This is a genomic window from Pseudomonas sp. UBA4617 (assembly GCF_002386445.1).
Classification (GTDB): domain Bacteria; phylum Pseudomonadota; class Gammaproteobacteria; order Pseudomonadales; family Pseudomonadaceae; genus Aquipseudomonas.
Window position 1 is genome coordinate 83,323 of record NZ_DGIR01000026.1, and the last position, 26,911, is coordinate 110,233.

The window sequence follows — 26,911 nt, forward strand, 5'->3', positions numbered from 1 at the left end:
ACGCTGACAGTCGCATCCCACACATCATTTGTGCGCAAGCAAGGAGCCTGCATGACGTTGTTGCGTCCGCTGTCGGTCGTTTGCCTGGGGCTGTTGTACATGCTCACGGGTTGTAGCAAGGAAGAAGTCCCCAAGACACTGCCCCGGGTGGGCGTGCAGCAGGTCCAGCCGACCGACTTCGCCGCCAGGGTCACCCTGACTGGCGACGTACAGGCACGCGTGCAGACCGACCTGTCGTTCCGCGTCGGCGGCAAGATCATCTCGCGTAGCGTAGATGTCGGCGACCACGTCAAGGCCAACCAGGTACTGGCGCGCCTGGACCCGAAAGACCTGCAGAACAACGTCGACTCGGCCAAGGCCGAGGTGTTCGCTGCGCAGGCGCGGGTCACCCAGAGCAGCGCCGCTTTCGTACGCCAGCAAAAACTGCTTCCCAAGGGCTACACCAGCCAGAGCGAATACGACGCTGCCGAGGCCGCCCTGCGCAGCGACCAGAGCGCACTCAAGGCCGCCCAGGCGCAATTGGCCGATGCCAATGAGCAACTCGGCTACACCGCCCTGGTGTCCGAAGCCGATGGCGTAATCACTGAGCGCCAGGCCGAGGTTGGCCAAGTGGTGCAAGCAACCATGCCGATCTTCAGCCTGGCCCGCGACGGCGACCGCGATGCCGTGTTCAACGTCTATGAGTCGCTGCTGGTGGCGCCGGCCAGCGATGCCGGGGTGATCGTCAGCCTGCTGGACGATCCCAAGGTAAAGGCGCATGGCTTTGTCCGCGAAATCACCCCTACGGTGTCCGAGCAAAGCGGCACGGTTCAGATCAAGGTCGGCCTCAGGGACGTGCCTGCGGCGATGCAGCTGGGTGCACCGGTTACCGCCACCACCAATGCCGAGGGGCGGCCCAGCATCGAGCTGCCCTGGTCCGCCTTGACCAAGGCACTGCATGAACCCGCGGTGTGGGTGGTAGGCGAGGGCGACAAGGTGGAACTGCGCAAGGTTGAAGTCAGCCGCTACCTCACCGGCAGGATCGTGGTCGCCAGCGGCCTGAAAGGTGGCGAAACCGTGGTGGTCAATGGCGGGCAGTTGCTGCACCCCGGCATGCAGGTACAGAAGATCGATGCCAAGGCCAAGGGGGGTGAGCTATGAAGCGCCTGCTGATGATGGTGTCGGCCGGCATGCTGTTGGTCGGCTGCAGTAGCGAGGACGAGGCGCCGGAGCCGATTCGGCCAGTGCTGTCGGTCAAGGTCGAGCCCCAGGTTCAATCGCAACTGGGCCGCTTTGCCGGTTCTATCCAGGCGCGTTTCGAAAGCACCCTGGGCTTTCGCGTGTCCGGGCGCATCGCCCGGCGCTGGCTGGATGTGGGCGCCCAGGTAAAGGCGGGTGACACGCTTGCCACGCTCGATCCAACCGACCAGCAGAACCAGTTGCGCGCCGCCGAAGGCGACCTGGCCAAGGTGCAGGCGCAATGGATCAACGCCCAGGCCGATGCTCGCCGCCAGCAGCAGTTGTACGACCGGGGTGTTGGCGCCCAGGCCCAGCTGGACATCGCCCAGACCAACCTGAAGACCACCAGTGCCGCGTTGGAGCAGGCGCGCTCGGCCGTCAGCCAGGCCCGTGACCAGCTCGACTACAGCACCCTGCGCAGCGACCATGCCGCGGTGATTACCAACTGGAAAGCCGAAGCCGGGCAAACCGTCACCGCTGGCCAGGCCGTGGTGACCCTGGCCCGGCCGGACGTCAAGGAAGCGGTAATCGACCTGCCGATCGGCCTGGCCGAGCAGTTGAACAAAGGCCTGACCTTTACCGTTGCCTCGCAACTCGACCCGAGCATCAACACCACGGCCAGTCTGCGCGAACTGGAACCCCAGGCCGACGCCACCACCCGTACCCGCCGCGCCCGCCTGACCCTGGCCAGCACGCCGGCGGCGTTCCACCTGGGTACCGCCATCAGCGTAACCCTGAGTTCGGCGGTGACGCCGCGCAGCGAGCTGCCCCTGAGTGCCTTGCTCGAACGGGATGGCAAGACCCAGGTGTGGGTGATCGACCCGCAACAGAAAACCGTGGCCACCCGTGACGTGGCCCTGATCGACCGCACCGACCAGAGCATCATCCTGACCTCCGGGGTGCAGCCCGGTGAGCGGGTGGTGACGGCGGGCGTGAACAGCCTCAAGCCTGGCCAGAAGGTCACCTTCGACGAGGATGCGCGATGAAAGGAAGCTTCAACCTGTCCGACTGGGCACTCAAGCATCAATCGTTCGTCTGGTACCTGATGTTCGTTGGGCTGCTGATGGGGATCTTCTCCTACTTCAACCTGGGCCGTGAGGAAGACCCGTCGTTCACCATCAAGACCATGGTGATCCAGACTCGCTGGCCGGGTGCGACCCAGGACGAGACCCTGTACCAGGTCACCGACCGCATCGAGAAGAAGCTCGAGGAACTCGACTCGCTCGACTACACCAAAAGCTACACCCGCCCGGGTGAATCCACGGTCTACGTGTACCTGCGCGACACCACCAAGGCCAAGGACATTCCGGAAATCTGGTACCAGGTACGCAAGAAGATCCAGGACATCCGCGGTGAGTTCCCGGCAGGCATCCAGGGCCCGGGGTTCAACGACGAGTTCGGCGACGTGTTTGGTTCGATCTATGCCTTCACCGCCGACGGCCTGACCCTGCGTCAGCTGCGTGACTATGTGGAGCAGGCGCGGGCTGAGGTGCGCGACGTACCCAACATCGGCAAGATCGAGCTGATCGGCACCCAGGACGAAGTGCTGTACCTGAACTTCTCCACCCGCAAGCTGGCAGCCTTGGGCATCGACCAGCGCCAGGTGATGCAGGCCTTGCAATCGCAGAACGCGGTGACTCCGGCCGGGGTGATCGAGGCGGGCCCGGAGCGCATTTCCGTGCGCACCACCGGACAGTTCGCCTCGGAAAAGGACCTGCAAACCGTCAACCTGAAGATCAACGACCGCTTCTTCCGCCTGGCCGACATCGCCGACATCGAGCGCGGCTACGTCGACCCACCTTCACCGATGTTCCGCTACAACGGCCAGACAGCGCTGGGCCTGGCTATCGGCATGAAAGCCGGTGGCAACATCGAGGTGTTCGGCGCGGCACTGAAAAAACGCATGGATCGGGTGGTCGAAGACCTGCCTATTGGCGTCGGGGTGCATACCGTTTCCGACCAGGCCGTGGTGGTCAAGCAGGCGGTGGGTGGCTTCACCAGCGCGTTGTTCGAGGCAGTGGTGATCGTGCTCGGGGTGAGCTTTGTCAGCCTGGGGGTGCGCGCCGGCCTGGTCGTGGCCTGTTCGATCCCGCTGGTGCTGGCCATGGTATTCGTGTTCATGGAATACAGCGGTATCACCATGCAGCGTATTTCGCTGGGTGCGCTGATCATCGCCCTGGGCCTGCTGGTGGACGACGCGATGATCACCGTGGAGGTCATGGTCACGCGGCTGGAAATGGGCGAGAGCAAGGAGCAGGCGGCGACCTTCGCCTACACCTCGACGGCGTTCCCGATGCTCACCGGCACCTTGGTCACCGTGGCCGGGTTCGTGCCCATTGGCCTCAACGCCAGCTCGGCGGGCGAATATACCTTCACCCTGTTCGCGGTGATTGCCGTGGCCCTGCTGGTGTCGTGGATCGTGGCGGTGTTCTTTGCGCCGGTGTTGGGTGTGCATATGCTCAGCAGCAACCTCAAGGCACATGATGCCGAGCCTGGAAGGCTCGGCCGGGCCTTCGAGCACGGCTTGCTGTGGTGCATGCGCAACCGCTGGCTGACCATCATCGGCACCGTGCTGCTATTCGCCCTGGCGATCTTCTGCCAGCGCTTCGTGCAGAACCAGTTCTTCCCGTCCTCGGACCGCCCGGAAATCCTTGTCGACCTCAACCTGCCGCAGAACGCCTCGATCGAAGAGACACGCAAGGTGGTCGACCGCTTCGAGGCGCGGATCAAGGACGACCCGGCCCTGGTGCACTGGAGTACCTACATCGGCCAGGGCGCTGTCCGCTTCTACCTGCCGCTCGACCAGCAACTGCAGAACCCTTACTACGCGCAGCTGGTGATCGTCAGCAAGAGCTTCGAAGAGCGCCAGGGCATGATGGAGCGGCTGCAGAAGATCCTGCATGAGGAATTCGTCGGCATCGGTACCAACGTGCAGTCGTTGGAAATGGGCCCGCCGGTGGGCCGGCCGATCCAGTACCGGGTCAGCGGCGCCAATATCGACGAGGTGCGCAAGCATGCCATCGAGCTGGCCACCCTGCTCGACCAGAACCAATACATTGGCGAGATGATCTACGACTGGAACGAGCCAGGTAAGGTGCTACGGGTGGAAATTGCCCAGGACAAGGCGCGCCAGCTGGGCCTGTCATCGGAAGACGTGGCTAATGTGATGAACAGCATCGTCAGCGGCGTCCAGATCACCCAGGTCAATGACAACATCTACCTGGTCGACGTGGTTGCCCGTGCGCAGGACAGCGAGCGTGGATCGCCCGATACCCTGCAGAACCTGCAGATCCTTACCCCCAACGGCACCGCGATACCGCTGCTGTCGTTTGCCACGGTGCGCTACGAGCTGGAGCAGCCGCTGGTGTGGCGCCGTGACCGCAAGCCGACCATTACCATCAAGGCCTCGGTCAATGGCGACATCCAGCCCACCGACCTGGTTGCCCAGCTGAAGCCGAAGATCGACGAGTTCGCCAGCAAGCTGCCGGTGGGCTTCGAAGTGGCCACTGGCGGTACGGTGGAAGAGAGTGCCAAGGCGCAAGGCCCGATCCGCAAGGTGATCCCGCTGATGCTGTTCCTGATGGCGACCTTCCTGATGATTCAGCTGCACAGTGTGCAGAAGCTGTTCCTGGTGGTCAGCGTGGCACCGCTTGGGCTTATCGGCGTGGTGCTGGCGCTGGTGCCCACCGGCACGCCGATGGGCTTCGTGGCGATTCTCGGGATTCTCGCGCTGGCGGGCATCATCATTCGTAACTCGGTGATCCTGGTGACCCAGATCGACGAGTTCGAGGCACAAGGCCTGTCGCCCTGGGATGCGGTGGTGGAGGCTACCAATCACCGCCGCCGACCGATCCTGTTGACTGCAGCGGCGGCGAGCCTGGGCATGATCCCGATCGCCCGCGAGGTGTTCTGGGGGCCGATGGCCTACGCCATGATTGGTGGGATCATCGTGGCCACCCTGCTGACACTGCTGTTCCTGCCAGCGCTGTATGTGGCCTGGTACAAGATCCGCGAGCCACAGAAACAAAACTGAAGCCCCCTGCACAAACCCTGTGGGAGCGGGTTTACCCGCGAATGCGATGGTGGGATTTACCGCCGCATTCGCGGGTGAACCCGCTCCCACAGGGTTTTTGTGGGGCTGAAAGTGAGTGTCTGAATTTGGTTATATAAAAATTCTTAAACAGTATTTTTAAGAATAACCTTGCCTCACTACTATTGCCCCAAGCCAGGCGTAATCCCCCATTCAAACCTCAGCCCGGCAACCTCACTCCAAGGAGAACGAGCATGAGTGCATCCCTGCGTAGCATCGACGGTCAGGACGAAGCCACCATTCTGCGGGAAATCCAGAGCGCCCTGCGCGACCTGCGTTTCGGTGCGGTGGAGATCACTGTGCACAACGCTCAGGTCGTACAGATCGAGCGCAAGGAGAAATTCCGCCTGCAACAGCCCGGCAACAAGACCGGCTGACGCGCCACCCATTCAAAACTAGAAAAATGCCAATTGGGAGCTTCACCATGTCCATCCGCCGTTATGCGCTCGCCGCCCTGGCCAGCGCTGTTTTTGCCGGTTCCGCCATCGCCAAGGACTACGAACTGCTCAACGTGTCCTACGACCCGACCCGTGAGCTTTACCAGCAGTACAACGCCGAGTTCATCAAGCACTGGCAACAGGCCCACCCGGGCGACACGGTGAAGATCCAGCAATCCCATGGTGGCTCGGGCAAGCAGGCCCGTGCGGTGATCGACGGCCTGCGCGCCGACGTGGTGACCCTGGCCCTGGCCGGCGACATCGACGAAGTTGCCAAGCTCGGCAAGAGTTTGCCCGAGGACTGGCAGAAGCGTCTGCCGGACGCCAGCACGCCCTATACTTCGACCATCGTGTTCCTGGTGCGCAAGGGCAACCCGAAAGGCATCAAGGACTGGGGCGACCTGATCAAGAAGGATGTATCGGTCATTACCCCGAACCCGAAGACCTCCGGGGGCGCCCGCTGGAACTTCCTCGCCGCGTGGGCCTACGGCCTGAAGACCGGGGGGAGCGAAGACAAGGCCAAGGCCTACGTGCAGGAGCTGTTCAAGCACGTGCCGGTGCTGGACACCGGTGCGCGTGGCTCGACCATCACCTTCGTCAACAACGGCCAGGGCGACGTCCTGCTGGCCTGGGAAAACGAGGCCTTCCTGGCCCTGAAGGAGGACGGTGGCGCCGACAAGTTCGAAATCGTCGTGCCGTCGCTGTCGATCCTGGCCGAGCCGCCGGTGGCGGTGGTCGACAAGAACGCCGAGAAGAAGGGCAATACCGAGATTGCCAGCGAATACCTCAAGCACCTGTACAGCCCGGCCGGGCAGAAGATTGCTGCCGAGAACTTCTACCGTCCGCGTGATGCCAAGGTAGCCGCCGAGTTCGGCAAGCAGTTCCCGAAACTGGACCTGGTGACTATCGACAAGGACTTCGGTGGCTGGAAAACTGCACAGCCCAAGTTCTTCAATGATGGCGGTGTGTTCGACCAGATCTATCAGGCACAGTAAGCGCCAGGGAAAAGCGGGGCTGCAAGGCAGCCCCAGGATTCACAAGCCTGCACCGGCCCGGGATTGATCCCGGGCTTCGTGCGTTCAACCAGGGATATTTATGTCACGTCGCATTTCCCCCGTCATACCCGGCTTCGGGCTGACGCTGGGCTACACCTTGGTGTACCTCAGCCTGATCGTGCTGATACCGCTGGCCGCCATGTTCGTGCATGCCGCGCAGCTGACCTGGGAGCAGTTCTGGAATGTCATCAGCGCTCCGCGGGTGATCGCCGCGCTCAAGCTGAGTTTCGGCACCGCCCTGTTCGCCGCCATCATCAACGGCCTGATCGGCACCTTGCTGGCCTGGGTGCTGGTGCGCTACACCTTCCCTGGGCGCAAGGTCATCGATGCGATGATCGACCTGCCATTTGCCCTGCCCACCGCCGTTGCCGGCATCGCCCTGACTGCCTTGTACGCGCCTTCGGGCTGGGTCGGCCAGTTCGCCACCGACCTTGGCTTCAAGATCGCCTACACCCCGCTGGGCATCACCCTGGCCCTGACCTTCGTCACCCTGCCGTTTGTGGTGCGCACGGTACAACCGGTGCTGGCCGACATCCCGCGCGAAGTCGAGGAGGCCGCTGCCTGCCTGGGCGCCAAGCCGTTGCAGGTGTTCCGCCATGTGCTGGCGCCGGCGCTGCTGCCCGCCTGGCTCACCGGCTTCGCCCTGGCCTTTGCCCGCGGTGTGGGCGAGTATGGATCGGTGATCTTCATTGCCGGCAACATGCCGATGAAGACCGAGATCCTGCCGTTGCTGATCATGGTCAAGCTCGACCAGTACGACTACACCGGCGCGACCTCCATCGGCGTATTGATGCTGGTGGTTTCCTTCATCCTGCTGCTGCTGATCAACCTGCTGCAGCGCCGCATAGAAACCCCTTGAAGGAGGCCGGCATGTCCAGTTCAACCCTGAATGCAACCGCCGCCGCCAACGCCGCCCGCCGTGGCAGTGCGACTTCGCGGCGCGTCCTGATCAGCCTTGGCTGGCTGGTATTCGCGCTGTTCCTGCTGCTGCCGCTGGTGATCGTGGTATCGCAGGCACTGAAGAACGGCTTTGGCACGTTCTTCGAGGCGATCCTCGAGCCGGATGCTTTGTCGGCGCTGAAGCTGACCTTGATCGCGGTGGTCATTTCGGTACCGCTCAACCTGGTGTTCGGGGTCAGCGCCGCCTGGTGCGTGAGCAAGTACACGTTCCGCGGCAAGAGCCTGCTGGTCACGCTGATCGACCTGCCGTTCTCGGTTTCGCCGGTGATCGCCGGCCTGGTGTACGTGCTCATGTTCGGCGCGCAGGGCCTGTTCGGGCCGTGGCTGCAGGACCACGACATCCAGATCGTGTTCGCTTTGCCGGGTATCGTCCTCGCCACCATATTTGTCACCGTGCCGTTCGTGGCCCGTGAACTGATCCCGTTGATGCAGGAACAGGGCACGCAAGAGGAGGAGGCTGCGCGCCTGCTCGGCGCCAATGGCTGGCAGATGTTTTGGCATGTGACCCTGCCGAACATCAAATGGGGCCTGATCTACGGCGTGGTGCTGTGCACCGCGCGGGCCATGGGCGAGTTTGGTGCCGTGTCGGTGGTGTCGGGCCATATTCGTGGCGTGACCAATACCCTGCCGCTGCACGTGGAGATCCTCTACAACGAGTACAACCACGTGGCGGCCTTCAGCGTGGCCAGCCTGCTGCTGATCATGGCGCTCTTCATCCTGCTGCTCAAGCAGTGGAGCGAGAACCGTATTAACCGCCTGCGCCACAGCGCCGCGGAGGAATGATTCATGTCGATCGAAGTTCGTAACGTCAGCAAGCGCTTCAACAGCTTCCAGGCACTGGACAACATCAACCTGGACATCAACAGCGGCGAGCTGGTTGCCCTGCTTGGCCCGTCCGGCTGTGGCAAGACCACCCTGCTGCGCATCATTGCCGGGCTGGAAACCCCCGACCAGGGCAATATCGTGTTCCATGGCGAAGACGTGTCCGGCCATGACGTGCGTGACCGCAACGTCGGTTTCGTGTTCCAGCACTACGCCTTGTTCCGTCACATGAGCGTGTTCGACAACGTCGCCTTCGGCCTGCGCATGAAGCCCAAGGGCGAGCGCCCGAGCGAAAGCAGGATTGCCGAAAAGGTGCATGAGCTGCTGAACATGGTGCAGCTGGACTGGCTGTCCGACCGCTACCCCGAACAGTTGTCCGGTGGCCAGCGCCAGCGTATCGCCCTGGCCCGTGCGCTGGCGGTAGAGCCCAAGGTACTGCTGCTGGACGAGCCGTTCGGTGCCCTGGATGCCAAGGTGCGCAAGGAACTGCGCCGGTGGCTGGCGCGTCTGCACGAGGACATCAACCTGACGTCGGTATTCGTCACCCACGACCAGGAAGAAGCCATGGAAGTGGCTGACCGCATCGTGGTGATGAACAAGGGTGTGATCGAGCAGATCGGCTCGCCGGGCGAGGTGTACGAGCACCCGGCCAACGATTTCGTCTACCACTTCCTGGGTGACTCCAACCGCCTGGCCTTGAGTGAGGGACACCATGTGCTGTTCCGCCCGCACGAAGTGTCGTTGTCGCGGCACGAGACCGAGGGGCACCATGCCGCCGAGGTGCGCGATATCCGACCGCTGGGCGCTACCACGCGGGTGACCCTGAAGGTGGAAGGGCAGAGCGAGCTGATCGAGGCCGAGGTGGTCAAGGACCATGACAGCCTGACCGGGTTGGCGCGGGGCGAGACATTGTTCTTCCGGCCGAAGGTCTGGCAGAAAGTGGCGGATATCTGAGCCGCCTTCGAACATGAAGAACCCGGGCGCTGTCCCGGGTTTTTCATGCCTGGCGGGTGTCCGTGGCCGCTTCGCAGGCCTGGAAATCCCATGCATTGCGCGCATATTTTGCATGCGCCTGATGCACCGTTTTTTCCCGCCACAGCCACAGCCCACGGAATCCGCGGCGTCGAAGCCATCGCGAAAAAAAGATATTCATTTAAGTTCTAAGTTTAATTTTAAACATTCCTTTAAGAGATAAGTCCCCTGGTTCCATGATTCAGATACACCCTGAATCGAGACCCTGGGAGTTTTATCAATGGGTAATGTCCAGTCGGCCATGAAGGCCTACGCCCAGCCATGGCGCACCGCTCCGGGTGACTTGATCGAGCTTGGGCGCACGCTTCGCCTCCCGCTCGGCCAGCTGCGCCTGCAACGCACGCCTGTCAGCGCGCTCAAGCGCCGCGACAAGCTGGCGCTGGGCCTGCTGGTGCTGGCACTGCATGCTGCGGTGGCCTACTGGATCAGCCGGGCGCCTACGCCCGAGCTACCGGTAGTCCCGCCGCAGGTGCTGCCCATGACCATCGAATTCGCCGCGCCTGCCCCGCCTGTGGTCGAGCCGCCGCCACCTGCCCCGGCACCGCCTGTGGTCCAGCCGCCAGCGCCTGAAGTGATCGACGAACTGGCCAGCAAACCCAAGGCCAAGCCCAAACCTGTGCCCAAGCCGGTGGTAAAGCAACAACCCAAGCCGGTCGAAGCTGCGCCGTCGGTCCCCGTAGCCGCCCCGGCAGCACCGGCACCCGCGCCTGCCGTGCCCGCCCCGATAACCCCGGCATCGGCGAACGCCGCGTACCTGAAGAACCCGGCGCCGGAATATCCGCAGTTGGCCCAGCGCCGTGGCTGGGAGGGCACCGTGCTGTTGCGCGTCGAGGTGCTGCCCAGTGGCGCGCCCGGACAGATCCAGATCCAGAAGAGCAGTGGCCGCGATGCCCTCGACGCCGCCGCGCTGGCGGCAGTCAAGCGCTGGAGTTTCGTTCCGGCCAGGCAGGGCGACGTGGCCCAGACCGGCTGGGTCAGTGTGCCGATCGATTTCAAGCTTCGCTAACTATTCCGCAGAACACAGGAAGACATCATCATGAGCCTGCTGGCATCCCCACTCGAGTCCGTTGAAAGCGCAGTCATCTGGCTGTTGGTTGGTTTCTCTGTCGTCACTTGGGGCCTGGCCCTGGTCAAGGCCTCTCAGTTCGTGCGCTTGAAGCACCAGGACAAGCGCTTCCACCAGCAGTTCTGGGCCGCCTCGAGCCTGGACTCGGCCGCCGAGCCCAGCCACGAGCTGCCGGGCCCGGCTGCACGCGTGGCCCAGGCCGGCTACGCCGCCATCGCTGTGGGCGATACCCAGGCCAGCGACTTGAGCCACGCCATCAACCACCAGGACCGCCTGGAGCGTGCACTGCGCCAGCAGATCGTGCGGGAGCGCCGCTCGCTGGAAACCGGCCTGGCGGTAGTCGCCAGTATCGGCAGCACGTCGCCCTTCATCGGCCTGTTCGGCACCGTGTGGGGCATCATGGAAGCGCTCAAGGGCATCAGTGCGGCCGGCTCTGCCAGCCTGGAAACCGTCGCCGGGCCGATTGGTGCGGCACTGGTGGCCACCGGTGTGGGTATCGCCGTCGCGGTACCGGCGGTGCTGGTCTACAACTATTTCCTGCGCCGGCTCAAGCTCACTGCAGCCGACCTCGATGACTTCGCCCATGATTTCTACAGCCTGGCGCAGAAGAGTGCTTTCCGCGTACTGGTGCACCCGGCCGTGCACGCGCACCAGGGTGGGTTCTCCCAGCCAGTCAAGGAGGCTTCCTGATATGGCCTTCTCGACCCAGGACAATGACGAAGTCCTCAGTGAAATCAACGTTACGCCCCTGGTGGATGTGATGTTGGTGCTGCTGGTGGTATTCATCGTCACCGCGCCGCTGCTGACCAACGCGATTCCTGTGAACCTGCCCAAGACCGAGGCCGTGGCGCCGGTGGAACAGAAGGACCCGCTGGTGGTCAGCATCGATGGTGGTGGCAAGCTGTTCATCAACAAGGACCCGATCCAGCCAGATCTGCTGGAAACCAGCCTCAAGGCCGCCAAGGACAAGGACGCGCAAGTGCGTGTGCAGCTGCAGGCCGACGACGGTGTCAACTACGGCGAAGTGGCACGGGCCATGGCGGCGATCGAACGTGCGGGCATCAGCAAACTGGCGGTGATTACCGCGCGCTGAACCCCGGCAACCCCCTTCAGGCAAGTGCTTATGGGCCATATCTCTTGGCAGGGGATGGCCCATTTTTTTTGCCATAAGCGCCCGTCCAACGATCGCTTCGATTTGTTATTTGGTTATTAACAAATAGCTTCCTATTCCTTTACCGATATAACTGCCGCCCTATACTGGTCTCCAAGCACGCAAACTTACTGGAGGCGTCCCCATGCGCAACGAGTCGATCCGTTACCTGATTGTGCCGGGCTGGCAAGGATCGCCAGACAATCATTGGCAAAGCCACTGGCAGCGCACCCTGCCCAACAGTGCGCGGGTCGAGCAACAGGACTGGTTGACCCCGCAGCGCCAGGACTGGGTGCAGGCGCTGGAGCAGGCGATTGCCGCCGAGCGCTCGCCGGTCATCCTTATTGCCCACAGCCTGGGCTGCGTCACGGTCGCCCATTGGGCCGCCCAAGCCAGCCCGGCCTTGCTACGGCGGGTGCGTGGTGCCTTGCTGGTGGCGCCGGCGGATGTCGAACGGCCCGGTTGCGCACCCGCCTTGCGCAACTTCGCGCCGATCCCGACCGAGGCGCTGCCGTTCCCCAGCCAGGTGGTCAGCTCGGACAACGACCCGGCCGTGAGCGTGCCACGGGCGTTGTACCTGGCCCAGGCGTGGGGCGCCGAAGCGGGGCTGCTGACCAACGCCGGACACATCAACGTCAAGTCCGGCCATGAGCGTTGGGAGCAGGGGTTCGCTTACCTGTATCGCTTGCAGAACCGGGTCGAGCAGCGCGCGCTGCGCCGCGCCTGATCACCCTATTGTTTACCGTTTGCGACGCCCGGCCACTGCAGGCCAGGGGCGGGAGTTCGTCATGACTTTTCAAAACCCGTTTGGCCAGCCGTTGCTGACTTTCCCCGAACTGGACAAAAGCCCGCTGAGCATACGCGCCAAGGCGCTGGTATTCATCGACCCGCGTTCCCAACGGCTGCGCGAGCAACTCGAGCGCCTGGCGCCACAGCCCCTGCCGGTGCTGATCCGTGGCGAAACCGGCACCGGCAAGGAGCTGCTGGCTCGGCAAATTCACCGCGCCAGCGACCGCGGAGGGTTGTTCGTGTCGGTCAACTGCGCAGCCATCAGCCCCACCTATGCCGATGCCGAGCTGTTCGGCTACAGCGCCGGTAGCCACGCAGGCACGGCCAGCAGCCGCGCCGGCTGGTTTGGCTCGGCCAACGGCGGCACGCTGTACCTGGACGAGATCGCCGACCTGCCGCTGGCCATTCAGGGCAAGCTGCTAGCCGCCCTGGAAAACCGCGAGGTTACCCGGGTAGGCGCGCAGCAGCCGCAGCCGGTGGATGTACGCCTGGTAGCCGCCACCAGCATCGACCTGGCCCGGGTGGTAAGCGCGGGGCGCTTCAACGAGCGCTTGTACCAGTACCTGCGCGAAGGGGCGCTGGAGCTGCCGCCACTGCGTGAGCGGCCGGGCGACATCCTGCCGTTGGCCGAATATTTCGTCGGTATCTACAGCGCGCGCCTGCAAAGGCCGGTGCCGCTGGTGAGCGAGGCCGCACAACAGCTACTGGAAGCGCACTTCTGGCCGGGCAATATCCGCGAGCTGGAGAACATTATTCACTTCGCCCTGCTGGTGAATGACGGCGAGGAAATTCTGCCGAAGGACCTGGATTTGCCCAGCCCTGCGCGCTAGACGACGTTCATGAACAAAGTCGCTGATGGCGATTTGCTTTTGGCATAAGCAGCTAAATAAAAGATATTGTTGCGGAATAAAAAATCTAGGTATTGTCCGCCTTATGCCCGCTGATGAACCGGTTGGGCACCCGATTCGCCATCGTCGATGGCCAGAACCAGAACAAGGACCACCATGAAGAAGACCCTGCTGACCACCGCCTTGGCTGCCGCCCTGTCGTTCGCCGGCCTGGCTGCTGCCGCCGAGAAACTGGTGGTTGCCGCCACCCCGGTACCGCACGCTGAAATTCTCGAGTTGATCAAGCCGACCCTGGCCAAGGAAGGCGTGGACCTGCAGATCAAGGTGTTCACCGACTACGTGCAGCCCAACGTGCAAGTTGACCAGAAACGCCTGGACGCCAACTACTTCCAGACCCTGCCGTACTTGCAGAACTTCAACGAAGGCAAGGGCACCCACCTGGAAACCGTGATCGGCGTTCACGTCGAGCCGTTCGGTGGCTACTCGAAGAAGGTCAAGAACCTGAGCGAGCTGAAAGAAGGCGCCACCGTTGCCATTCCCAACGAAGGTAGCAACAGCGGCCGTGCCTTGCTGCTGCTGCAGAAGGCTGGCCTGATCACCCTGAAAGACCCGAAAAATGCCCTGGCCACACCCAAGGACATCGCCGAGAACCCGAAAAAGCTGAAGTTCCGCGAGCTTGAATCGGCCATGCTGCCGCGCGTGCTGGACCAGGTCGACCTGGACATGATCAACACCAACTACGCCCTGGAAGCCGGCCTGAACCCGGCCAAGGATGCGTTGGTGATCGAAGGCAGCGACTCGCCGTACGTGAACTTCCTGGTCGCCCGCCCGGACAACAAGGACAGCGAAGCCATCCAGAAACTGGCCAAGGCCCTGACCAGCCCGGAAGTGAAGGCCTTCATCGCCAAGAAGTATGAAGGTGCGGTACTGCCGGCCTTCTGATCCGCAAGCTGTATGGAGATAACGCCGACGCATTCATGTCGGCGTTTTTGTATCTACAGGACTACCACACGCTTGAACATTGAGGAGACCCTGCGGCGGCACCTGTCTTGTGTTGCCTGTGATGGCCTTATCGCCGCCAAGCCAGCTCCCTAGGATATTCACAGGCCTGAGGGAAGCTGCAGGGTGAGAGCTGGTTTGCCGGTGATGCACTGCAAAGCAGGCCCGGTAATTTCACTGATTGCGCGGCAACCAGTTCAACAGGAATTCATTGACCACCCGTGGGTTCTCCAGGCTGGAGATATGCCCGGCAAAGGGGATCTGCGCCGCCAGGCAACCAATGACCTGGGCCATTTCGTTGGATTCCGCAGGCGGCCGTGGAATGTCCCGGTCGCCACAGACCACGATGGTCCGCTCGCTGGCCAGCTCACCCAACCGCGACAGCAGGTCCGGTCGGCCAAAAATCACCCGCCCCAGTGGATCGAGGCTTTGCCGAATGACTTCGGCACTGCTCGCCTTCAGCGCTGCCCGGAAGCTTTCCCTGACCTGCGGCACCGTCTGCCCACCCGCGTGGAAGAACATCGGCACGACGATATCCAGCAACGGCTCCGGGAACATGCCTGCGCCACTGGCCGCGTCCAGCAGGCCGAAATACTTGAGCCGGGTCGCCTCCGGTTCTGCGCCGAGGTAGGTATCCATCAATACCAGGCGGTCGACCCGCTGGGGGTGCTCCAGGGCCAGCTGTGCACCCCACATGCCACCGACCGACAGGCCGACCAGGTGGCATTGGCCAATATCCAGGGCATCCAGCAGCGCCAGGTGCTGGCGGGCCAGGGCGCTCATGTCGGTGGTCGTGGCAGGCGGAGCGTCGGAGCTGCCGTGGCCCCACAGCTCGGGCACGATGACGCGAAAGTGGGCCGACAGTGCCTCGATCTGTGGCCGCCACATGTCGGCGGACCACAGGTAGCTATGGCCGAGCAGCACCGGGAAGCCCTGGCCCTGGTCGACGTAGCTCATGCGGGCGCCGTCGATTTCGATGAAATGTCTTTGCATGGAGTGGGTCTCGGCTGGAAGGTCTGTAGAGTATTCGAAATTGTCGGGGCCGCTGTGCCGCCCTTAAGGCTCTGGCACCAATCGCAAGGTGCTCTGCGCCGGAATTATGCCCATCTGCGCCCGTTGGTACTGCCCCTGCACATAGCCCCCGGCCTGGTCCGCGTAGTGCCCATCGAACGGCACGCCACTCTGCCCGACCGGGTTGCTGGTCAGCGCCAGCCCGGCATCGGCGAAGTCGATCAGCCGTCGGGTAGACGGCCCATAGTTCACCGGCCATGGCGCCGGGCCGATCTTCGCCGAAAGATTGTTCGGCACCTCGTGGGTACCCGGCGCGGCGAACGGGCCGACATTGAATAGCAGGTGAAGTGGCTTCTTCACCCCAAGCGGGTGGTTGTGGGTCAGGGTATGCGCCTTGCCCCACTGCCAGCTGGCCGAGTCGTTGCCCATGGTGTCGCGCAGGTGCTTCAGGCTGTTCTGCCAGGCCGCGCGCACGATGGCGCTGCGGTCGGTGCGCTGGTTGCCACCACGGGTGTTCCACCAGGGCGAATCGGCATCCGCCGCCAGGCGTGGCAGGGCGGCGTCGATGACGCGGGTGCTGATCAGCACCGGGAACCAGGTATCGCCCAATTCGTCATGCAGTGCGGCGAATGCCAGTTCGTAGAGGAACTGGTTGAAGAGCGTGGCACTGACCGAATCCAGCGGATAGTCACCTGCCCAGGCGGCCAGTTGCTCCACCAGCTCCTTCTCTTCGTCACCCTCGGCTACCGCGCGCAACGTTGCCAGCAGCGGGGCAAGGGTTCGCGGGCCATAATCGCTGGCGGTGCCCAGCTGCAGCTGCTGGCTGTTCTGGGTGTCCCACTTCACCTCGGGGTTGGCCAGTTGGTTGTCGAGCTGACGGCCCCGGTCTGGCAGGTTGTAATAACCCGGTATCGGTACCGCCGCCGGTGGCTGGTAGTTGGCCGAGACAATGTAGCCGCGCGCCGGGTTTTCCTGCTGCGGGTTGACGCTGAACGGGTAGAAGCCGAGCTTGGCGGCCTGAGCACTGGCCCCGTCGAGAATGAACGCCGGGTCGACCCCGTCGGGACGAATCGGCAACTGCGCAGCGGCCCACCAGCCAATGTCGCCACGCGCATTGGCCCAGACAAAATTCAGCCCGGGCGCGTGCACTTTAGCGGCAGCCTCGCGCATCTTGGCCAAGGTATCGGCGCGGTTGATCTGGTAGAAGCCGTCGAGGATCGGGTTCTCGGTTTCCAGGAATGCCCACCACAGGGCGATCGGCGTGGGCCCGGCGGTGACGCCCAGCACGTCGTTGACGATCGGGCCGTGGGGTGAGCGGCGCAGGCTCAGGGTGACCGGTGCTTCGCCTTTCACGGCGATCTGTTGTTCGGTCTTTTCCAGCGCCTGCCATTGGCCATCGACCATGACCTGGTTGGCATCGGCCGGGTTGCTGCGTTCGGCGATCAGGTCGACGTCATCGTTCTGGAACATGGTCAGGCTCCAGCCGAAGTCGCGGTTGTGGCCGAGCAAGGCGAACGGGTTGAGCGCCTGGAAGTAGCCGTACAGGTTGAAACCCGGCGCTGAAAGTTCGGCCTCGTACCACACTGCCGGCACGGCAAAGCCGATGTGCGGGTCGCCGGCCAGCAGCGGCTTGCCGCTGCGGGTGCGGCTGCCGGCCACGGCCCAGGCGTTGCTGCCTTCGAACTGGGGGATACCGGCCTCGCCTAGCGCGTCACGACCAAGGCGGGCGAGGGCCTCGAGGCTGTGCCAGTCGGCAGCGGCCAGTGGTGTACCCAGGGCGCCCTCCGGCTGCCAGCCGAGATCGAAGATGCCCAGGTACTTGGGGCCCAGCTGGTCACGGATATAGGTCAGTGCCGGCTCGGTACGAAAGGCGGCGGCGAAACTGTAGGCCAGGTAGCCGGCGATGCTGAGCGTGTCTTCTGCGGTGAACGCGCGCGGGGTGATACCGAGCAGGTCGAATTCGACGGGCTTGGGATGGCCGGCCTGCCAGCTGTTCACGCCATCGAGGTAGGCCTGCAAGGCCTGCCAGGCCGGGGACTGACGATCCTGACGCTTGGCCATCAGGGCGGCCTGTTCGCGAATGCGCAGGCTGCGGAACAGGGTGTCGGTGGGTAGCAGCTTGGCGCCCAGCACCTCGGCCAGTTCGCCACGGGCCAGGCGGCGCAGGATCTCCATCTGGAACAGCCGGTCCTGGGCATGCACATAGCCCAGTGCCCGGTACAGGTCCGTCTCGCTCTGCGCCTGCAGGTGCGGCACGCCGCGGGCGTCGTAGCGTACGCTGACCGGCGCCTGCAGGCCGGCGACGGCCACCTCGCCCTCGCGCTGCGGTAGTTTGCCCTGCACATACCAGTATCCAGCGCCGGCGGCCACGGTAACCACCACCGCCAACAGGGTCAGGCTGCGCTTCATTCAGGCTCCTTGTGCATTCCAGCGAAAAGTGTGGTCCGATGATCGGCGGATTCGCGAACAGAGCATAGTCCCAGGAAGGAGTTTCCATGTCCCTCAGCGAAAAACAGAAAATGCTTGCAGGCCAGCTCTACCATGCCGGTTGCCCCGAGCTGCAGGCCGAGCAGATCGCCAACAAGCACTGGATGCACCGTTACAACAACAGTGTCGAGCTGCTCAACGAAGCACGGCATGGGCTGTTGGCCGAGCATTTTGCCCAGGTTGGCGAAGGCGCGGTGATCCGCCCACCGTTCCATTGCGACTATGGCTACAACATCAGTGTCGGCCGCAATACCTTCATGAACTTCAACTGCGTGATTCTCGATGTGTTGCCGGTGCGGATCGGCGACGACTGCCAGATCGGCCCCAACGTGCAGATCTACACCGCCGACCATCCGCTCGACCCCGAGGTGCGACGCACAGGGTTGGAAAGCGGGCGGCCGGTGACAATCGGCAACAATGTGTGGATTGGTGGTGCGGCGATCATCCTGCCCGGCGTGAGCATTGGCGACAATGCCGTGGTGGGTGCCGGTAGCGTGGTCACGCGGGATGTACCGGCCGGGGCGACGGTGATGGGTAACCCGGCGCGGTTACGTCAACCGCGCCAGGGGCAGTAGCAGCCCACGGCAAGGGTATTCGAGGCGCTCACCTGTCGACCGTCGAGCAGGGCCTTCAGGATTGGCTCGATGAAACTGTTGCTGGAGTTGCACACCGCACCTTCGCTGTACGGGCCGAAGTAAGCCAGACGGCCTTGCCGGTCCCAGATGGCCACGGCCGGAGAGGCCGGCAGCCGTTCGCTGCCGGGCAAACCGGCGATGGGCTGCAGGCTGCTCAGGTTGGCAGGCAACTGGCCATGGCTGCCTGGCTTTTGCAGGACGTGGAAGGTCACCCCGCGCTCGGCAAACTGGCTGACCAGTTCGCCCAGGTGTTGCTGGTTACCGACGTTGCACGGGCAGGTCGGGTCCCAGAAGTGCACCACGCGGATCGGGCCGGGGCCGGCCAGTTTGGCGGGTAGTTGCAGGAGGCTGCCGTCGAACAGCGTGGCCTGGTTGTCGAACGGACGCAGGTAACGAGCCTGGAACGTGGTGTAGGCCTGCCAGAGGATGGCGGCACCGGCCACGAGGGCGATTGCTGTGCACAGCGGTTTGATGATCCGGTTATTCATGCAGTTCTTCCGCGGTGCCCATTTAGGAGCGGTGCTGGTCGTTCGACGCTGAGCAAGCTTGCCACGACGCCGGCCAGAGCTGAATATCGCAGATCAATACATTGCTTCGCTTTGGATGCACCGATGCCCGCTGCCTTTCATCCCGATCTCCTGCGCACCAGCCTGGCGGCGCTGACCGCTCGCCAGCCGCTGTCGGCCCAGGCTCAGGAATACCAGCGCTTCTATGGCCTGAACCTGCCGGCACAAAGCTGGCTGGGCGGCTTCCAGGCTGCGGGATTCGATCTGGTCGGGCAGGTCTGGTTACCCGAGCGGGCCAACGCGACGCTGTTTTTGCTGCACGGCTATTACGACCATATGGGCCTCTATCGGCACGTGATCGAGTGGGCGCTCGAGCAGGGGTTCGCCGTCATCAGCTGCGACCTGCCCGGCCATGGCCTGTCCAGCGGCGAGCGAGCCAGCATCAGTGATTTTGCGCTGTACCAGCAGGCGCTGGAGGCTTTGTTCGAGCAAGCGCGCATGCTGCAACTGCCACGCCCGTGGCATCTGTGCGGGCAGAGCACCGGTGGTGCGATTGCCGTGGACCATCTGCTGTACCAGGGCGCACAGAGCCCCATCGATGGCCAGGTCATCCTGTTGGCGCCATTGGTGCGGCCCTGTGCCTGGCGTTGGTCGAAGTTGAGCTATCGCCTGCTGCGCCACTTCGTCAATGGCATCGAGCGACGCTTCAGCGAGAACACCAATGACCCGGCCTTCCTGCCGTTTCTAGAGGCCGACCCGCTGCAACCCCGTCGCCTGCCAACGGCCTGGGTCGGTGCCTTGATCGCCTGGGTCAAACGCATCGAAGCCGCCCCGTGCAGTACGCGGCGGCCATTGATCGTGCAAGGGGAGGCGGATGGCACGGTGGACTGGCCCTACAACCTCGAAGTACTCAAGGCCAAGTTCGCCGAGCCGCAGATTCTGCTGCTGCCCGAAGCTCGCCACCACTTGGCCAACGAGCTGCCGGGGATTCGCCAGCGCTACTTCGACTTCATCGACCAGCGCCTGGGCTGATCACTTCAGGTCGCTGCTGCTCTGGCCCACTGCCAGGCCTGCGCGCACGGCTGCCAGGGCGGCCTGGTAATAGGCCTTGCCGTCAGGCGATTCGGCAAAGGTCGCGAACTCTTCCAGCTCGGCGTCGGACAGGTCGCGGTAGACATACAACAGGGTATTGTTGAGGTCTTCGCCGATCTGGCTCATCAGGCGCTGGCGCTGGCCATCGAGCAGGCTCTGGGCCTGGCCGTTACCGAACAGCCCGGGGATCATCGAACTGAGGCTGTCGGCCGCCACGCCAGCGATGGCCAGGCTGACTTCGGCGCCGGCCTCACGTGCCGGCAGGGCCTGGGCCAGGTGGCCGATGATCAGCAGACGGTCGTCGCTGGCCTGGATCTTCGGCAGGCCTTTGGCATTTCTGGCCAGTTCATCCTTGCGTGTGGCCTTGAGTTCGGCTGCCACCACCTTGCGCCCCAGCGGCGACTGGAAGAAGGCCAGCGCCGGTGCCGGGTCGGCCAGGCTGGCACGCAGTTTTGCCTGGGCGCGACGGTCCACGGCCTGGGCCTGGAAGCGCTGGTTGCTGTTGTTGACCAGCGCCTGGTACACGGCGGGTGGCAAACTGTTGCGGTAGCGTTCCTGGGCAGCGGTCAGGGCATCGTTGAAATGGGCACGCTGGTCGGGCCAGCCAGCAGCCTTGTACAGTTGATCCAGGTTGTCTGCCCAGACAGGCACGGTGCAGATCATCAACAGAATCAGGGAAAACAGACGGCGCATTCAGGACTCCTGTCGGCAGGCGGCTATTGTCCTTGGCCTGGCGCTGGTTTGTCGAGATATCTGCGTGCTTCTCGGCCAAGTGGCGCTGTGCGGCGGCATGGCTAATGGATATGATGCGCGCCATGCACATTACCCCCGAACACCCGATGCTTGCGGCCGTCGTCGACGATCTGGCCACCCGTGGCTGGTCGCAGCAGGCGCTGTTTCTGCCTGCCGACCTGGTGCGTGCGCTGGCGGCCGAATGCCGGCGTCGTGATGCCGAAGGCGAACTCAACCCTGCGGGGGTTGGGCGCGGTGTTGCCCAAGAGGTACGCGAAGCCATTCGCGGCGACCAGATTCAGTGGATCGACCCTGGGCAGGCCGAGGCTTGCGACCAGTACCTGGCCGCCATGGAGCAGCTGCGTCAGGCCATCAACCGGGGCCTGTTCCTCGGCCTGGAGGATTTCGAGTGCCATTTCGCCCTGTACCCGCCGGGGGCATTCTATCGTCGCCACCTGGACCGCTTTCGCGACGATGACCGGCGCATGGTGTCAGCGGTGCTGTACTTGAATGAAGGCTGGCAGCCAAACGACGGTGGCCAGTTGCGCATGTTCCTGGCGGACGGCGTCGAGCACGATGTGCAACCGGTGGCCGGTTGCCTGGTGGTGTTCCTGTCTGGGGAGGTGCCGCACGAAGTGCTGCCGGCCGGGCGCGAGCGGCTGTCGTTGACCGGCTGGTTCCGGCGCCGTGGCAATGACCCGTTCTGACCTGCCCAAGGTGCTGGTCAGCGCCTGCCTGCTGGGGCAGCCGGTGCGTTATGACGGCCGTACCAGTGGCTACCCCGACCTGTTGCAGCGTTGGCAGGCCGAAGGGCGTGTGGTGCCATTGTGCCCAGAGATGGCAGGCGGCCTGCCGACCCCTCGCCCGGCTGCAGAGATAACCGGCGGGCAGGGGGCAGCGGTGCTTGATGGTGCTGTACAGGTGCTGACGGTGAGCGGTGAGGATGTCAGCGAGCAGTTCATTGCTGGGGCGCAGCAGGCGCTGGAACTGGTGCGTCGGCATGGCATTCGCGTGGCGGTGCTGAAGGCCGGCAGCCCTTCGTGTGGTAACCGCTTGACCTATGACGGCACGTTCAGTGGCGTGAAGGTGGCCGGGGAGGGAGTAACCACGGCACTGCTGCGGCGGGCTGGGGTGCAGGTGTTCAGCGAACTGGAGCTGGAACTGGCGGAACAGGCGCTGGCTGCGTTTTCAGTTTGAGCCTGTACCGGCCATTTCGCGGGCGCCCTTGAAAGGGCCGGTGCAGCGACAAGGAAATTACTGCCCGGCTGCCGTCGTCGGCACGCCCTTGAACCACTTCTGCTCAAGCTCGGCAGTCCGCCCACTGTCCTTGAGCCGCTGCAATGCGTTGTTCACCGCACTTTCGAAAGCCGGATTGTCCTTCTGGAACGGGATCACCAGCTGCTTCTGGCCAAATGGCAAGCTCACGTCGAGGGGGCCGTCAGCCTGGGGCGACTCATTCGGCGGGGTCAGTGCAATGTCGTACTTGCCACTCTCGACACCAGGCAGAACTTCGGCTGCGGGGGCTTCGATGAATTCGGCGCGCAGGTCCAGCTCCTTGGCCAGGTCCTGGCCAAACTCCACTTCGAAACCGGTCAGGTGGTCGTTTTCCTTGAAGGCGTACGGCGAGTTGTCAGCCTGTACGGCAATGCGCAGTTCGCCCCGGTCGGCGATTTCATCTATCAGCTCGGCTTGAGCCAATGGCGAGACCAGTACCGCCAGCAGTAGTCCAATGGTCGAACGCATGAAAGCCCCTTTTTTTCTTTGGCAGGTGAATAACGCCCGCCACGGCTTTTTTCCTCGCCATGGTCGGGCGCAGCCTATGACCTTGAAGCCTCGGCGATGTTTAACCGTGACTGAAATATTTCTACTGTCGATTTGAACATATGGGCGTTCACATCAACTAAGGTGAATCATCGCCGCCGTTGGATCGCAGGCGGGGGCCGACAAGTGAATCACAGGAGAAGTGAATGAACAGCCTATTTTCGCGTGCTGCCGTTGCGGGTCTGCTGATGGGGGCATCGGTGCTGGCCAGTGCAGCAGACGCCCTGACGAGCCAGGAACCGCCCAAGGAGGCCAAGGTCTTCATCGTTTCCCCCGCCGACGGCGCTACGGTGGACAAGACCTTCACCGTCAAGTTCGGTATCGAGGGCATTGCACTCAAGCCAGCCGGTGATCACACCCCGCATTCCGGCCATCACCACCTGCTGGTTGACGTGGACAAGGAGCCGGTGGCCGATATGCCGCTGCCGACCAGCCTGATGCCGGAAAACGGCGTGGCCCTGCCAGATGGGCCGCAGGTGCTGCACTTCGGCAAGGCGCAGACCGAAACCACCATCACCCTGACCCCCGGCAAGCACACCCTGCAACTAATACTGGGTGACCAGTATCATGTGCCGTTCAAGCCGAGCGTCGAGTCGCAGAAGATCACTGTCGAAGTGAAATAAAAAAGGGAGGCCACCAGGGCCTCCCTTTCTCATGCTGCCAGCAAATCAGAACAGGACGCGGGAACGGATGGTGCCCTTGACCTGTTGCAGCTTCTCTTGCGCCAGGTCCGAGTACTCGGCGTCGACGTCGATCACCACGTAGCCGACCTTCTCGTTGGTCTGCAGGAACTGGCCCGAGATGTTGATACCGTTCTCGGCGAAGACCTTGTTGATCTCGCTGAGCACGCCCGGGATGTTTTCGTGGATGTGCAGCAGGCGGTGCTTGCCCGGGTGCGCCGGCAGGGCCACTTCAGGGAAGTTGACCGAGGACACCGAGGTGCCGTTGTCGCTGTACTTGACCAGCTTCTCGGCTACTTCCAGGCCAATGTTGGCCTGAGCTTCGGCGGTGGAGCCACCGATGTGCGGGGTCAGGATCACATTGTCCAGGCCACGCAGCGGGCTTTCGAACTCTTCGTCGTTGGAGCGCGGCTCGACCGGGAACACGTCGATGGCGGCGCCGATCAGGTGCTTGTCCTTGATCGCGGCGGCCAGGTGGTCCAGCTCGACCACGGTGCCACGGGCAGCGTTGATCAAAATCGAGCCCTTCTTCATTGCACGGATTTCCTTCTCGCCGATCATCCACTGGGTGGACGGCAGCTCAGGCACGTGCAGCGAGACGATGTCGGCCAGGCCCAGCAGTTCGTGCAGGCTGGTCACCTGTACTGCGTTGCCCAGCGGCAGCTTGGTCAGCGGGTCGAAGAAGTACACCTGCATGCCCAGGCTCTCGGCCAGGACCGACAATTGGGTACCGATCGAGCCGTAGCCGACGATGCCCAGCTTCTTGCCACGGATCTCGAACGAGTTGGCCGCGCTCTTGATCCAGCCGCCACGATGGCAGGAGGCGTTTTTCTCAGGGATGCCGCGCAACAGCAGGATAGCTTCGGCCAGTACCAGCTCGGCTACCGAACGGGTGTTGGAGTACGGCGCGTTGAATACGGCGATACCGCGCTCGCGGGCAGCTTCCAGGTCGACCTGGTTGGTGCCGATGCAGAAGCAGCCAACCGCGACCAGCTTCTTGGCGCAGTCGAAGATTTCTTCGGTCAGCTGGGTACGCGAACGGATGCCAATGAAATGGGCATCGGCGATCTTTTCCTTCAGCTCGGCTTCCGGCAGCGAACCAGTGAGGTATTCGATGTTGGTGTAGCCGGCGGCCTTGAGGGTATCGACCGCGTTCTGGTGCACACCTTCAAGAAGAAGGAACCGGATCTTGCTCTTGTCGAGAGAAGTCTTGCTCATCTGCGTAAACCTGTATCCCGGAGAAAAAATGGCGAGGGGTGATGCCAGGCGCCAGGGCTGCCTTAGCATGAACAGCGGGAGGGCTATGCTAGCATACGCGACACAATCTGAGCTTATCCCGACAGGTGAAGAGTGCTCAGGGTGACTATGAATAAGTCGAGAGTTCCAGCGATGACCCATCCCGCTGTAATTGATGAACTGATGACCTTGGTCGACCCTGGCAAGGTCCTGACCGACGCGGCTTCGCTCGAAGCCTATGGCAAGGACTGGACCAAGCATTACCCACCGGCACCCAGCGCCATCGTGTTTCCCAAGACAGTGGAGCAGGTGCAGGCGATTGTTCGCTGGGCCAATACCCACAAGGTAGCCTTGGTGCCGTCTGGCGGGCGCACCGGGCTTTCCGCAGGGGCCGTGGCGGCCAATGGCGAAGTGGTGGTCGCCTTCGACTACATGAACCAGATTCTCGGCTTCAATGCCTTCGACCGCACCGTGGTCTGCCAGCCTGGGGTGATCACCCGGCAGTTGCAAAGCTTCGCCGAAGAGCAGGGCCTGTATTACCCGGTGGACTTCGCTTCCAGTGGGTCGAGCCAGATTGGCGGCAATATCGGCACCAATGCCGGCGGAATCAAGGTGATTCGCTACGGCATGACCCGCAACTGGGTGGCCGGGCTGAAGGTGGTCACCGGCAAGGGCGAATTGCTTGAGCTGAACAAGGGCCTGGTCAAGAACGCCACCGGTTACGACCTGCGCCAGCTGTTTATCGGTGCCGAGGGCACGCTGGGCTTCGTGGTCGAAGCCACCATGCGCCTGGACCGCATGCCGCGCAACCTCACCGCCATGGTTCTGGGCACCCCGGACTTCGATTCGATCATGCCGGTGCTGCATGCCTTCCAGGGCAAGCTGGACCTGACCGCCTTCGAATTCTTCTCCGACAAGGGCCTGGCCAGGATCCTGGCACGCGGCGACGTGCCGGCACCGTTCGAGACTTCTTGCCGGTTCTATGCGCTGCTGGAGTTCGAGGCCAGTACCGAAGAGGTGGCCAACGAAGCCTTGACCACCTTCGAGCACTGCGTCGAGCAAGGCTGGGTGCTGGATGGCGTGATGAGCCAGAGCGAGACCCAGCTGAAAAACCTGTGGAAGCTGCGCGAATACCTGTCGGAAACCATCTCGCACTGGACGCCCTACAAGAACGATATCTCGGTAACCGTTGCGAAAGTTCCAGCATTCCTGCGCGACATCGACGCTGTCGTCGCCGAACATTATCCGGATTACGAAGTGGTGTGGTACGGCCACATTGGCGACGGCAACTTGCACCTGAACATCCTCAAACCCGAGCACATGAGCAAGGACGATTTCTTTGCCTCGTGCACCAAGGTCAACAAGTGGGTGTTCGAGATCGTCGAACGCTACAACGGCTCGATTTCCGCCGAGCATGGGGTGGGCATGACCAAGCGCGACTACCTGGGCTACAGCCGCTCAGCCGAGGAAATCGCCTGCATGAAGGCAATAAAGGCCGTGTTCGACCCTAACGGCATCATGAATCCGGGTAAGATCTTCCCACCCGAATAAAAGCAGTATCCAGAGGAGTCGGCCATGAGTTACCAGCACCAGTACGTAGACGGCACGCGCATTCACTTCCCGCTGGGCAAGGTGGTGTGCATCGGCCGTAACTATGCCGAGCATGCCAAGGAACTGGACAACCCCATCCCCACCGAACCGCTGTTGTTCATCAAGCCGGGCAGTTGCGTGGTACCGGCCGAAGGTGGCTTCAAGATCCCGGCCGAACGAGGTTCGGTGCACTATGAGGCTGAAATCGCAGTGCTGCTGGGCAAGCCGCTGTCGACCCACCCGACCGAAGAAGAGGTACTGGACGCCATATCGGGCTACGCCCCTGCGCTGGACCTGACCTTGCGTGACGTGCAGGCCAGGCTGAAGGAAAAGGGCCTACCCTGGGAACTGGCCAAATGCTTCGACGGCGCCTGTGTGCTGCCGCCGTTCGTATCGGCTGCCAGCTTCGAAGACCTGGCCGACATTCCGCTGCGCTTGACCGTCAACGGCGAAGTACGCCAGGACGGCAACAGCAAGATGATGCTCAACCCGATCGTGCCGATGATTCAGCACATATCCGCGCACTTCTCGCTACAGGCGGGGGATGTGATCCTTACCGGTACCCCGGCGGGGGTGGGGCCGTTCAATGTCGGTGACGAACTGGTGCTGGAGCTGCCAGGTGTGAGCCGCTTCGAAAGCCGGGTGCTCTGAAGCG

At 63.0% G+C, this 26,911-nt stretch carries 27 protein-coding genes; 21 read left to right on the forward strand and 6 right to left on the reverse strand.

Annotated features, from left to right (window positions below; translation table 11 throughout):
- The first annotated feature begins 51 nt into the window (after positions 1-51).
- The 14 genes from B4L76_RS11510 (at position 52) to B4L76_RS11575 (ending at position 14,409) form a co-directional block, all read left to right on the forward strand.
- Entirely contained in the window at positions 52-1,140 is a 1,089-nt protein-coding gene (locus B4L76_RS11510; protein WP_296232577.1) for an efflux RND transporter periplasmic adaptor subunit, read from the forward strand.
- A complete protein-coding gene (locus tag B4L76_RS11515; RefSeq protein WP_296232578.1) occupies positions 1,137-2,204 on the forward strand; it encodes an efflux RND transporter periplasmic adaptor subunit in 1,068 nt (355 codons plus the stop codon). Before B4L76_RS11510 ends, B4L76_RS11515 begins: the two co-directional genes overlap by 4 nt.
- The gene (locus tag B4L76_RS11520) at positions 2,201-5,251 is read left to right on the forward strand and encodes an efflux RND transporter permease subunit (RefSeq protein WP_296232580.1); all 3,051 of its coding nucleotides are present in this window, start codon (positions 2,201-2,203) and stop codon (positions 5,249-5,251) included. Before B4L76_RS11515 ends, B4L76_RS11520 begins: the two co-directional genes overlap by 4 nt.
- A gap of 251 nt (positions 5,252-5,502) precedes the next feature.
- Complete coding sequence (oscA, locus tag B4L76_RS11525; protein ID WP_003258557.1) at positions 5,503-5,685, forward strand: sulfur starvation response protein OscA; 183 nt, start codon at positions 5,503-5,505, stop codon at positions 5,683-5,685.
- A 47-nt stretch (positions 5,686-5,732) separates the two neighbouring features.
- Positions 5,733-6,740 carry a sulfate ABC transporter substrate-binding protein gene (locus tag B4L76_RS11530; protein WP_296232584.1) on the forward strand — a complete coding sequence of 336 codons (1,008 nt, stop codon included), beginning with the start codon at positions 5,733-5,735 and terminating at the stop codon, positions 6,738-6,740.
- A 100-nt stretch (positions 6,741-6,840) separates the two neighbouring features.
- Positions 6,841-7,659, forward strand: coding sequence for a sulfate ABC transporter permease subunit CysT (gene cysT / locus B4L76_RS11535; RefSeq protein ID WP_289133489.1), 819 nt, complete (start codon positions 6,841-6,843; stop codon positions 7,657-7,659).
- Positions 7,660-7,670: 11 nt separating this feature from the next.
- The gene (cysW, locus tag B4L76_RS11540; protein WP_225779670.1) at positions 7,671-8,543 is read left to right on the forward strand and encodes a sulfate ABC transporter permease subunit CysW; all 873 of its coding nucleotides are present in this window, start codon (positions 7,671-7,673) and stop codon (positions 8,541-8,543) included.
- A gap of 3 nt (positions 8,544-8,546) precedes the next feature.
- The gene (locus B4L76_RS11545) at positions 8,547-9,536 is read left to right on the forward strand and encodes a sulfate/molybdate ABC transporter ATP-binding protein (protein ID WP_114171931.1); all 990 of its coding nucleotides are present in this window, start codon (positions 8,547-8,549) and stop codon (positions 9,534-9,536) included.
- 298 nt (positions 9,537-9,834) lie between these two features.
- The gene (locus B4L76_RS11550) at positions 9,835-10,620 is read left to right on the forward strand and encodes an energy transducer TonB (RefSeq protein WP_296232587.1); all 786 of its coding nucleotides are present in this window, start codon (positions 9,835-9,837) and stop codon (positions 10,618-10,620) included.
- A gap of 30 nt (positions 10,621-10,650) precedes the next feature.
- Positions 10,651-11,370, forward strand: coding sequence for a MotA/TolQ/ExbB proton channel family protein (locus B4L76_RS11555; protein ID WP_296232588.1), 720 nt, complete (start codon positions 10,651-10,653; stop codon positions 11,368-11,370).
- Between the two features lies 1 nt (position 11,371).
- A complete protein-coding gene (locus tag B4L76_RS11560; protein ID WP_296232589.1) occupies positions 11,372-11,773 on the forward strand; it encodes an ExbD/TolR family protein in 402 nt (133 codons plus the stop codon).
- A gap of 202 nt (positions 11,774-11,975) precedes the next feature.
- Positions 11,976-12,557: an alpha/beta hydrolase gene (locus tag B4L76_RS11565; protein WP_296232590.1), complete on the forward strand. Its 582-nt coding sequence runs from the start codon at positions 11,976-11,978 to the stop codon at positions 12,555-12,557.
- A 61-nt stretch (positions 12,558-12,618) separates the two neighbouring features.
- Positions 12,619-13,449: a sigma 54-interacting transcriptional regulator gene (locus tag B4L76_RS11570; protein WP_296232592.1), complete on the forward strand. Its 831-nt coding sequence runs from the start codon at positions 12,619-12,621 to the stop codon at positions 13,447-13,449.
- Between the two features lie 174 nt (positions 13,450-13,623).
- Positions 13,624-14,409 (forward strand): MetQ/NlpA family ABC transporter substrate-binding protein, encoded by a 786-nt coding sequence (locus B4L76_RS11575; RefSeq protein ID WP_225779664.1) that lies wholly within the window; start codon positions 13,624-13,626, stop codon positions 14,407-14,409.
- Positions 14,410-14,640: 231 nt separating this feature from the next.
- Here B4L76_RS11575 and B4L76_RS11580 read toward each other — a convergent pair whose 3' ends face one another.
- Together B4L76_RS11580 and B4L76_RS11585 are read right to left on the reverse strand one after the other, a co-directional pair.
- Positions 14,641-15,459 (reverse strand): alpha/beta fold hydrolase, encoded by an 819-nt coding sequence (locus B4L76_RS11580; RefSeq protein WP_296232594.1) that lies wholly within the window; start codon positions 15,457-15,459, stop codon positions 14,641-14,643.
- Between the two features lie 63 nt (positions 15,460-15,522).
- Positions 15,523-17,886 carry a penicillin acylase family protein gene (locus B4L76_RS11585; protein ID WP_296232595.1) on the reverse strand — a complete coding sequence of 788 codons (2,364 nt, stop codon included), beginning with the start codon at positions 17,884-17,886 and terminating at the stop codon, positions 15,523-15,525.
- A gap of 86 nt (positions 17,887-17,972) precedes the next feature.
- Between B4L76_RS11585 and B4L76_RS11590 the strand changes: the two genes are divergently transcribed.
- Positions 17,973-18,539: a sugar O-acetyltransferase gene (locus tag B4L76_RS11590; protein ID WP_296232597.1), complete on the forward strand. Its 567-nt coding sequence runs from the start codon at positions 17,973-17,975 to the stop codon at positions 18,537-18,539.
- Here the strand turns inward: B4L76_RS11590 and B4L76_RS11595 are convergent.
- A complete protein-coding gene (locus tag B4L76_RS11595) occupies positions 18,518-19,087 on the reverse strand; it encodes a DUF6436 domain-containing protein (protein ID WP_296232598.1) in 570 nt (189 codons plus the stop codon). The genes B4L76_RS11590 and B4L76_RS11595 overlap by 22 nt on opposite strands.
- A 123-nt stretch (positions 19,088-19,210) precedes the next feature.
- On the opposite strand from B4L76_RS11595, the gene B4L76_RS11600 reads away from it, so the two are divergent.
- Positions 19,211-20,137 (forward strand): alpha/beta hydrolase, encoded by a 927-nt coding sequence (locus tag B4L76_RS11600; protein ID WP_296232599.1) that lies wholly within the window; start codon positions 19,211-19,213, stop codon positions 20,135-20,137.
- Here the strand turns inward: B4L76_RS11600 and B4L76_RS11605 are convergent, their stop codons facing one another.
- Positions 20,138-20,890 carry a DUF2059 domain-containing protein gene (locus tag B4L76_RS11605; RefSeq protein WP_296232600.1) on the reverse strand — a complete coding sequence of 251 codons (753 nt, stop codon included), beginning with the start codon at positions 20,888-20,890 and terminating at the stop codon, positions 20,138-20,140.
- Positions 20,891-21,003: 113 nt separating this feature from the next.
- Here B4L76_RS11605 and B4L76_RS11610 point away from each other — a divergent pair, with 113 nt between their 5' ends.
- Positions 21,004-21,636, forward strand: a complete 633-nt coding sequence (locus tag B4L76_RS11610) for a 2OG-Fe(II) oxygenase (protein ID WP_296232811.1) — start codon at positions 21,004-21,006, stop codon at positions 21,634-21,636.
- Complete coding sequence (locus tag B4L76_RS11615) at positions 21,623-22,126, forward strand: DUF523 domain-containing protein (protein WP_296232601.1); 504 nt, start codon at positions 21,623-21,625, stop codon at positions 22,124-22,126. The genes B4L76_RS11610 and B4L76_RS11615 overlap by 14 nt, the downstream gene beginning before the upstream one ends.
- Positions 22,127-22,183: 57 nt before the next feature.
- Here B4L76_RS11615 and B4L76_RS11620 read toward each other — a convergent pair whose 3' ends face one another.
- Entirely contained in the window at positions 22,184-22,672 is a 489-nt protein-coding gene (locus tag B4L76_RS11620; protein ID WP_296232602.1) for a substrate-binding periplasmic protein, read from the reverse strand.
- Between the two features lie 224 nt (positions 22,673-22,896).
- Here B4L76_RS11620 and B4L76_RS11625 point away from each other — a divergent pair, with 224 nt between their 5' ends.
- Positions 22,897-23,373 carry a DUF4399 domain-containing protein gene (locus tag B4L76_RS11625; protein ID WP_296232604.1) on the forward strand — a complete coding sequence of 159 codons (477 nt, stop codon included), beginning with the start codon at positions 22,897-22,899 and terminating at the stop codon, positions 23,371-23,373.
- Positions 23,374-23,418: 45 nt separating this feature from the next.
- On the opposite strand, the gene serA is transcribed toward B4L76_RS11625, so the two are convergent.
- Positions 23,419-24,648, reverse strand: coding sequence for a phosphoglycerate dehydrogenase (gene serA, locus B4L76_RS11630; protein WP_207838165.1), 1,230 nt, complete (start codon positions 24,646-24,648; stop codon positions 23,419-23,421).
- A 171-nt stretch (positions 24,649-24,819) separates the two neighbouring features.
- Between serA and B4L76_RS11635 the strand changes: the two genes are divergently transcribed.
- Positions 24,820-26,217, forward strand: coding sequence for an FAD-binding oxidoreductase (locus B4L76_RS11635; RefSeq protein WP_296232605.1), 1,398 nt, complete (start codon positions 24,820-24,822; stop codon positions 26,215-26,217).
- A 24-nt stretch (positions 26,218-26,241) separates the two neighbouring features.
- The gene (locus B4L76_RS11640; RefSeq protein WP_296232608.1) at positions 26,242-26,907 is read left to right on the forward strand and encodes a fumarylacetoacetate hydrolase family protein; all 666 of its coding nucleotides are present in this window, start codon (positions 26,242-26,244) and stop codon (positions 26,905-26,907) included.
- Positions 26,908-26,911: the final 4 nt, after the last annotated feature.

Coding starts and splice junctions, on each gene's coding strand:
- B4L76_RS11580 (WP_296232594.1), bottom strand. CDS start 15,459: ATGCAAAGACATTTCATCGAAATCGACGGCGCCCGCATGAGCTACGTC.
- B4L76_RS11510 (WP_296232577.1), top strand. CDS start 52: ATGACGTTGTTGCGTCCGCTGTCGGTCGTTTGCCTGGGGCTGTTGTAC.
- B4L76_RS11615 (WP_296232601.1), top strand. CDS start 21,623: ATGACCCGTTCTGACCTGCCCAAGGTGCTGGTCAGCGCCTGCCTGCTG.
- B4L76_RS11570 (WP_296232592.1), top strand. CDS start 12,619: ATGACTTTTCAAAACCCGTTTGGCCAGCCGTTGCTGACTTTCCCCGAA.
- B4L76_RS11590 (WP_296232597.1), top strand. CDS start 17,973: ATGTCCCTCAGCGAAAAACAGAAAATGCTTGCAGGCCAGCTCTACCAT.
- serA (WP_207838165.1), bottom strand. CDS start 24,648: ATGAGCAAGACTTCTCTCGACAAGAGCAAGATCCGGTTCCTTCTTCTT.
- B4L76_RS11610 (WP_296232811.1), top strand. CDS start 21,004: ATGCGCGCCATGCACATTACCCCCGAACACCCGATGCTTGCGGCCGTC.
- cysW (WP_225779670.1), top strand. CDS start 7,671: ATGTCCAGTTCAACCCTGAATGCAACCGCCGCCGCCAACGCCGCCCGC.
- B4L76_RS11605 (WP_296232600.1), bottom strand. CDS start 20,890: ATGCGCCGTCTGTTTTCCCTGATTCTGTTGATGATCTGCACCGTGCCT.
- B4L76_RS11515 (WP_296232578.1), top strand. CDS start 1,137: ATGAAGCGCCTGCTGATGATGGTGTCGGCCGGCATGCTGTTGGTCGGC.
- B4L76_RS11575 (WP_225779664.1), top strand. CDS start 13,624: ATGAAGAAGACCCTGCTGACCACCGCCTTGGCTGCCGCCCTGTCGTTC.
- B4L76_RS11545 (WP_114171931.1), top strand. CDS start 8,547: ATGTCGATCGAAGTTCGTAACGTCAGCAAGCGCTTCAACAGCTTCCAG.
- B4L76_RS11635 (WP_296232605.1), top strand. CDS start 24,820: ATGACCCATCCCGCTGTAATTGATGAACTGATGACCTTGGTCGACCCT.
- B4L76_RS11555 (WP_296232588.1), top strand. CDS start 10,651: ATGAGCCTGCTGGCATCCCCACTCGAGTCCGTTGAAAGCGCAGTCATC.
- B4L76_RS11600 (WP_296232599.1), top strand. CDS start 19,211: ATGCCCGCTGCCTTTCATCCCGATCTCCTGCGCACCAGCCTGGCGGCG.
- B4L76_RS11640 (WP_296232608.1), top strand. CDS start 26,242: ATGAGTTACCAGCACCAGTACGTAGACGGCACGCGCATTCACTTCCCG.
- B4L76_RS11565 (WP_296232590.1), top strand. CDS start 11,976: ATGCGCAACGAGTCGATCCGTTACCTGATTGTGCCGGGCTGGCAAGGA.
- cysT (WP_289133489.1), top strand. CDS start 6,841: ATGTCACGTCGCATTTCCCCCGTCATACCCGGCTTCGGGCTGACGCTG.
- B4L76_RS11585 (WP_296232595.1), bottom strand. CDS start 17,886: ATGAAGCGCAGCCTGACCCTGTTGGCGGTGGTGGTTACCGTGGCCGCC.
- B4L76_RS11520 (WP_296232580.1), top strand. CDS start 2,201: ATGAAAGGAAGCTTCAACCTGTCCGACTGGGCACTCAAGCATCAATCG.
- B4L76_RS11620 (WP_296232602.1), bottom strand. CDS start 22,672: ATGCGTTCGACCATTGGACTACTGCTGGCGGTACTGGTCTCGCCATTG.
- B4L76_RS11550 (WP_296232587.1), top strand. CDS start 9,835: ATGGGTAATGTCCAGTCGGCCATGAAGGCCTACGCCCAGCCATGGCGC.
- B4L76_RS11625 (WP_296232604.1), top strand. CDS start 22,897: ATGAACAGCCTATTTTCGCGTGCTGCCGTTGCGGGTCTGCTGATGGGG.
- B4L76_RS11530 (WP_296232584.1), top strand. CDS start 5,733: ATGTCCATCCGCCGTTATGCGCTCGCCGCCCTGGCCAGCGCTGTTTTT.
- B4L76_RS11560 (WP_296232589.1), top strand. CDS start 11,372: ATGGCCTTCTCGACCCAGGACAATGACGAAGTCCTCAGTGAAATCAAC.
- oscA (WP_003258557.1), top strand. CDS start 5,503: ATGAGTGCATCCCTGCGTAGCATCGACGGTCAGGACGAAGCCACCATT.
- B4L76_RS11595 (WP_296232598.1), bottom strand. CDS start 19,087: ATGAATAACCGGATCATCAAACCGCTGTGCACAGCAATCGCCCTCGTG.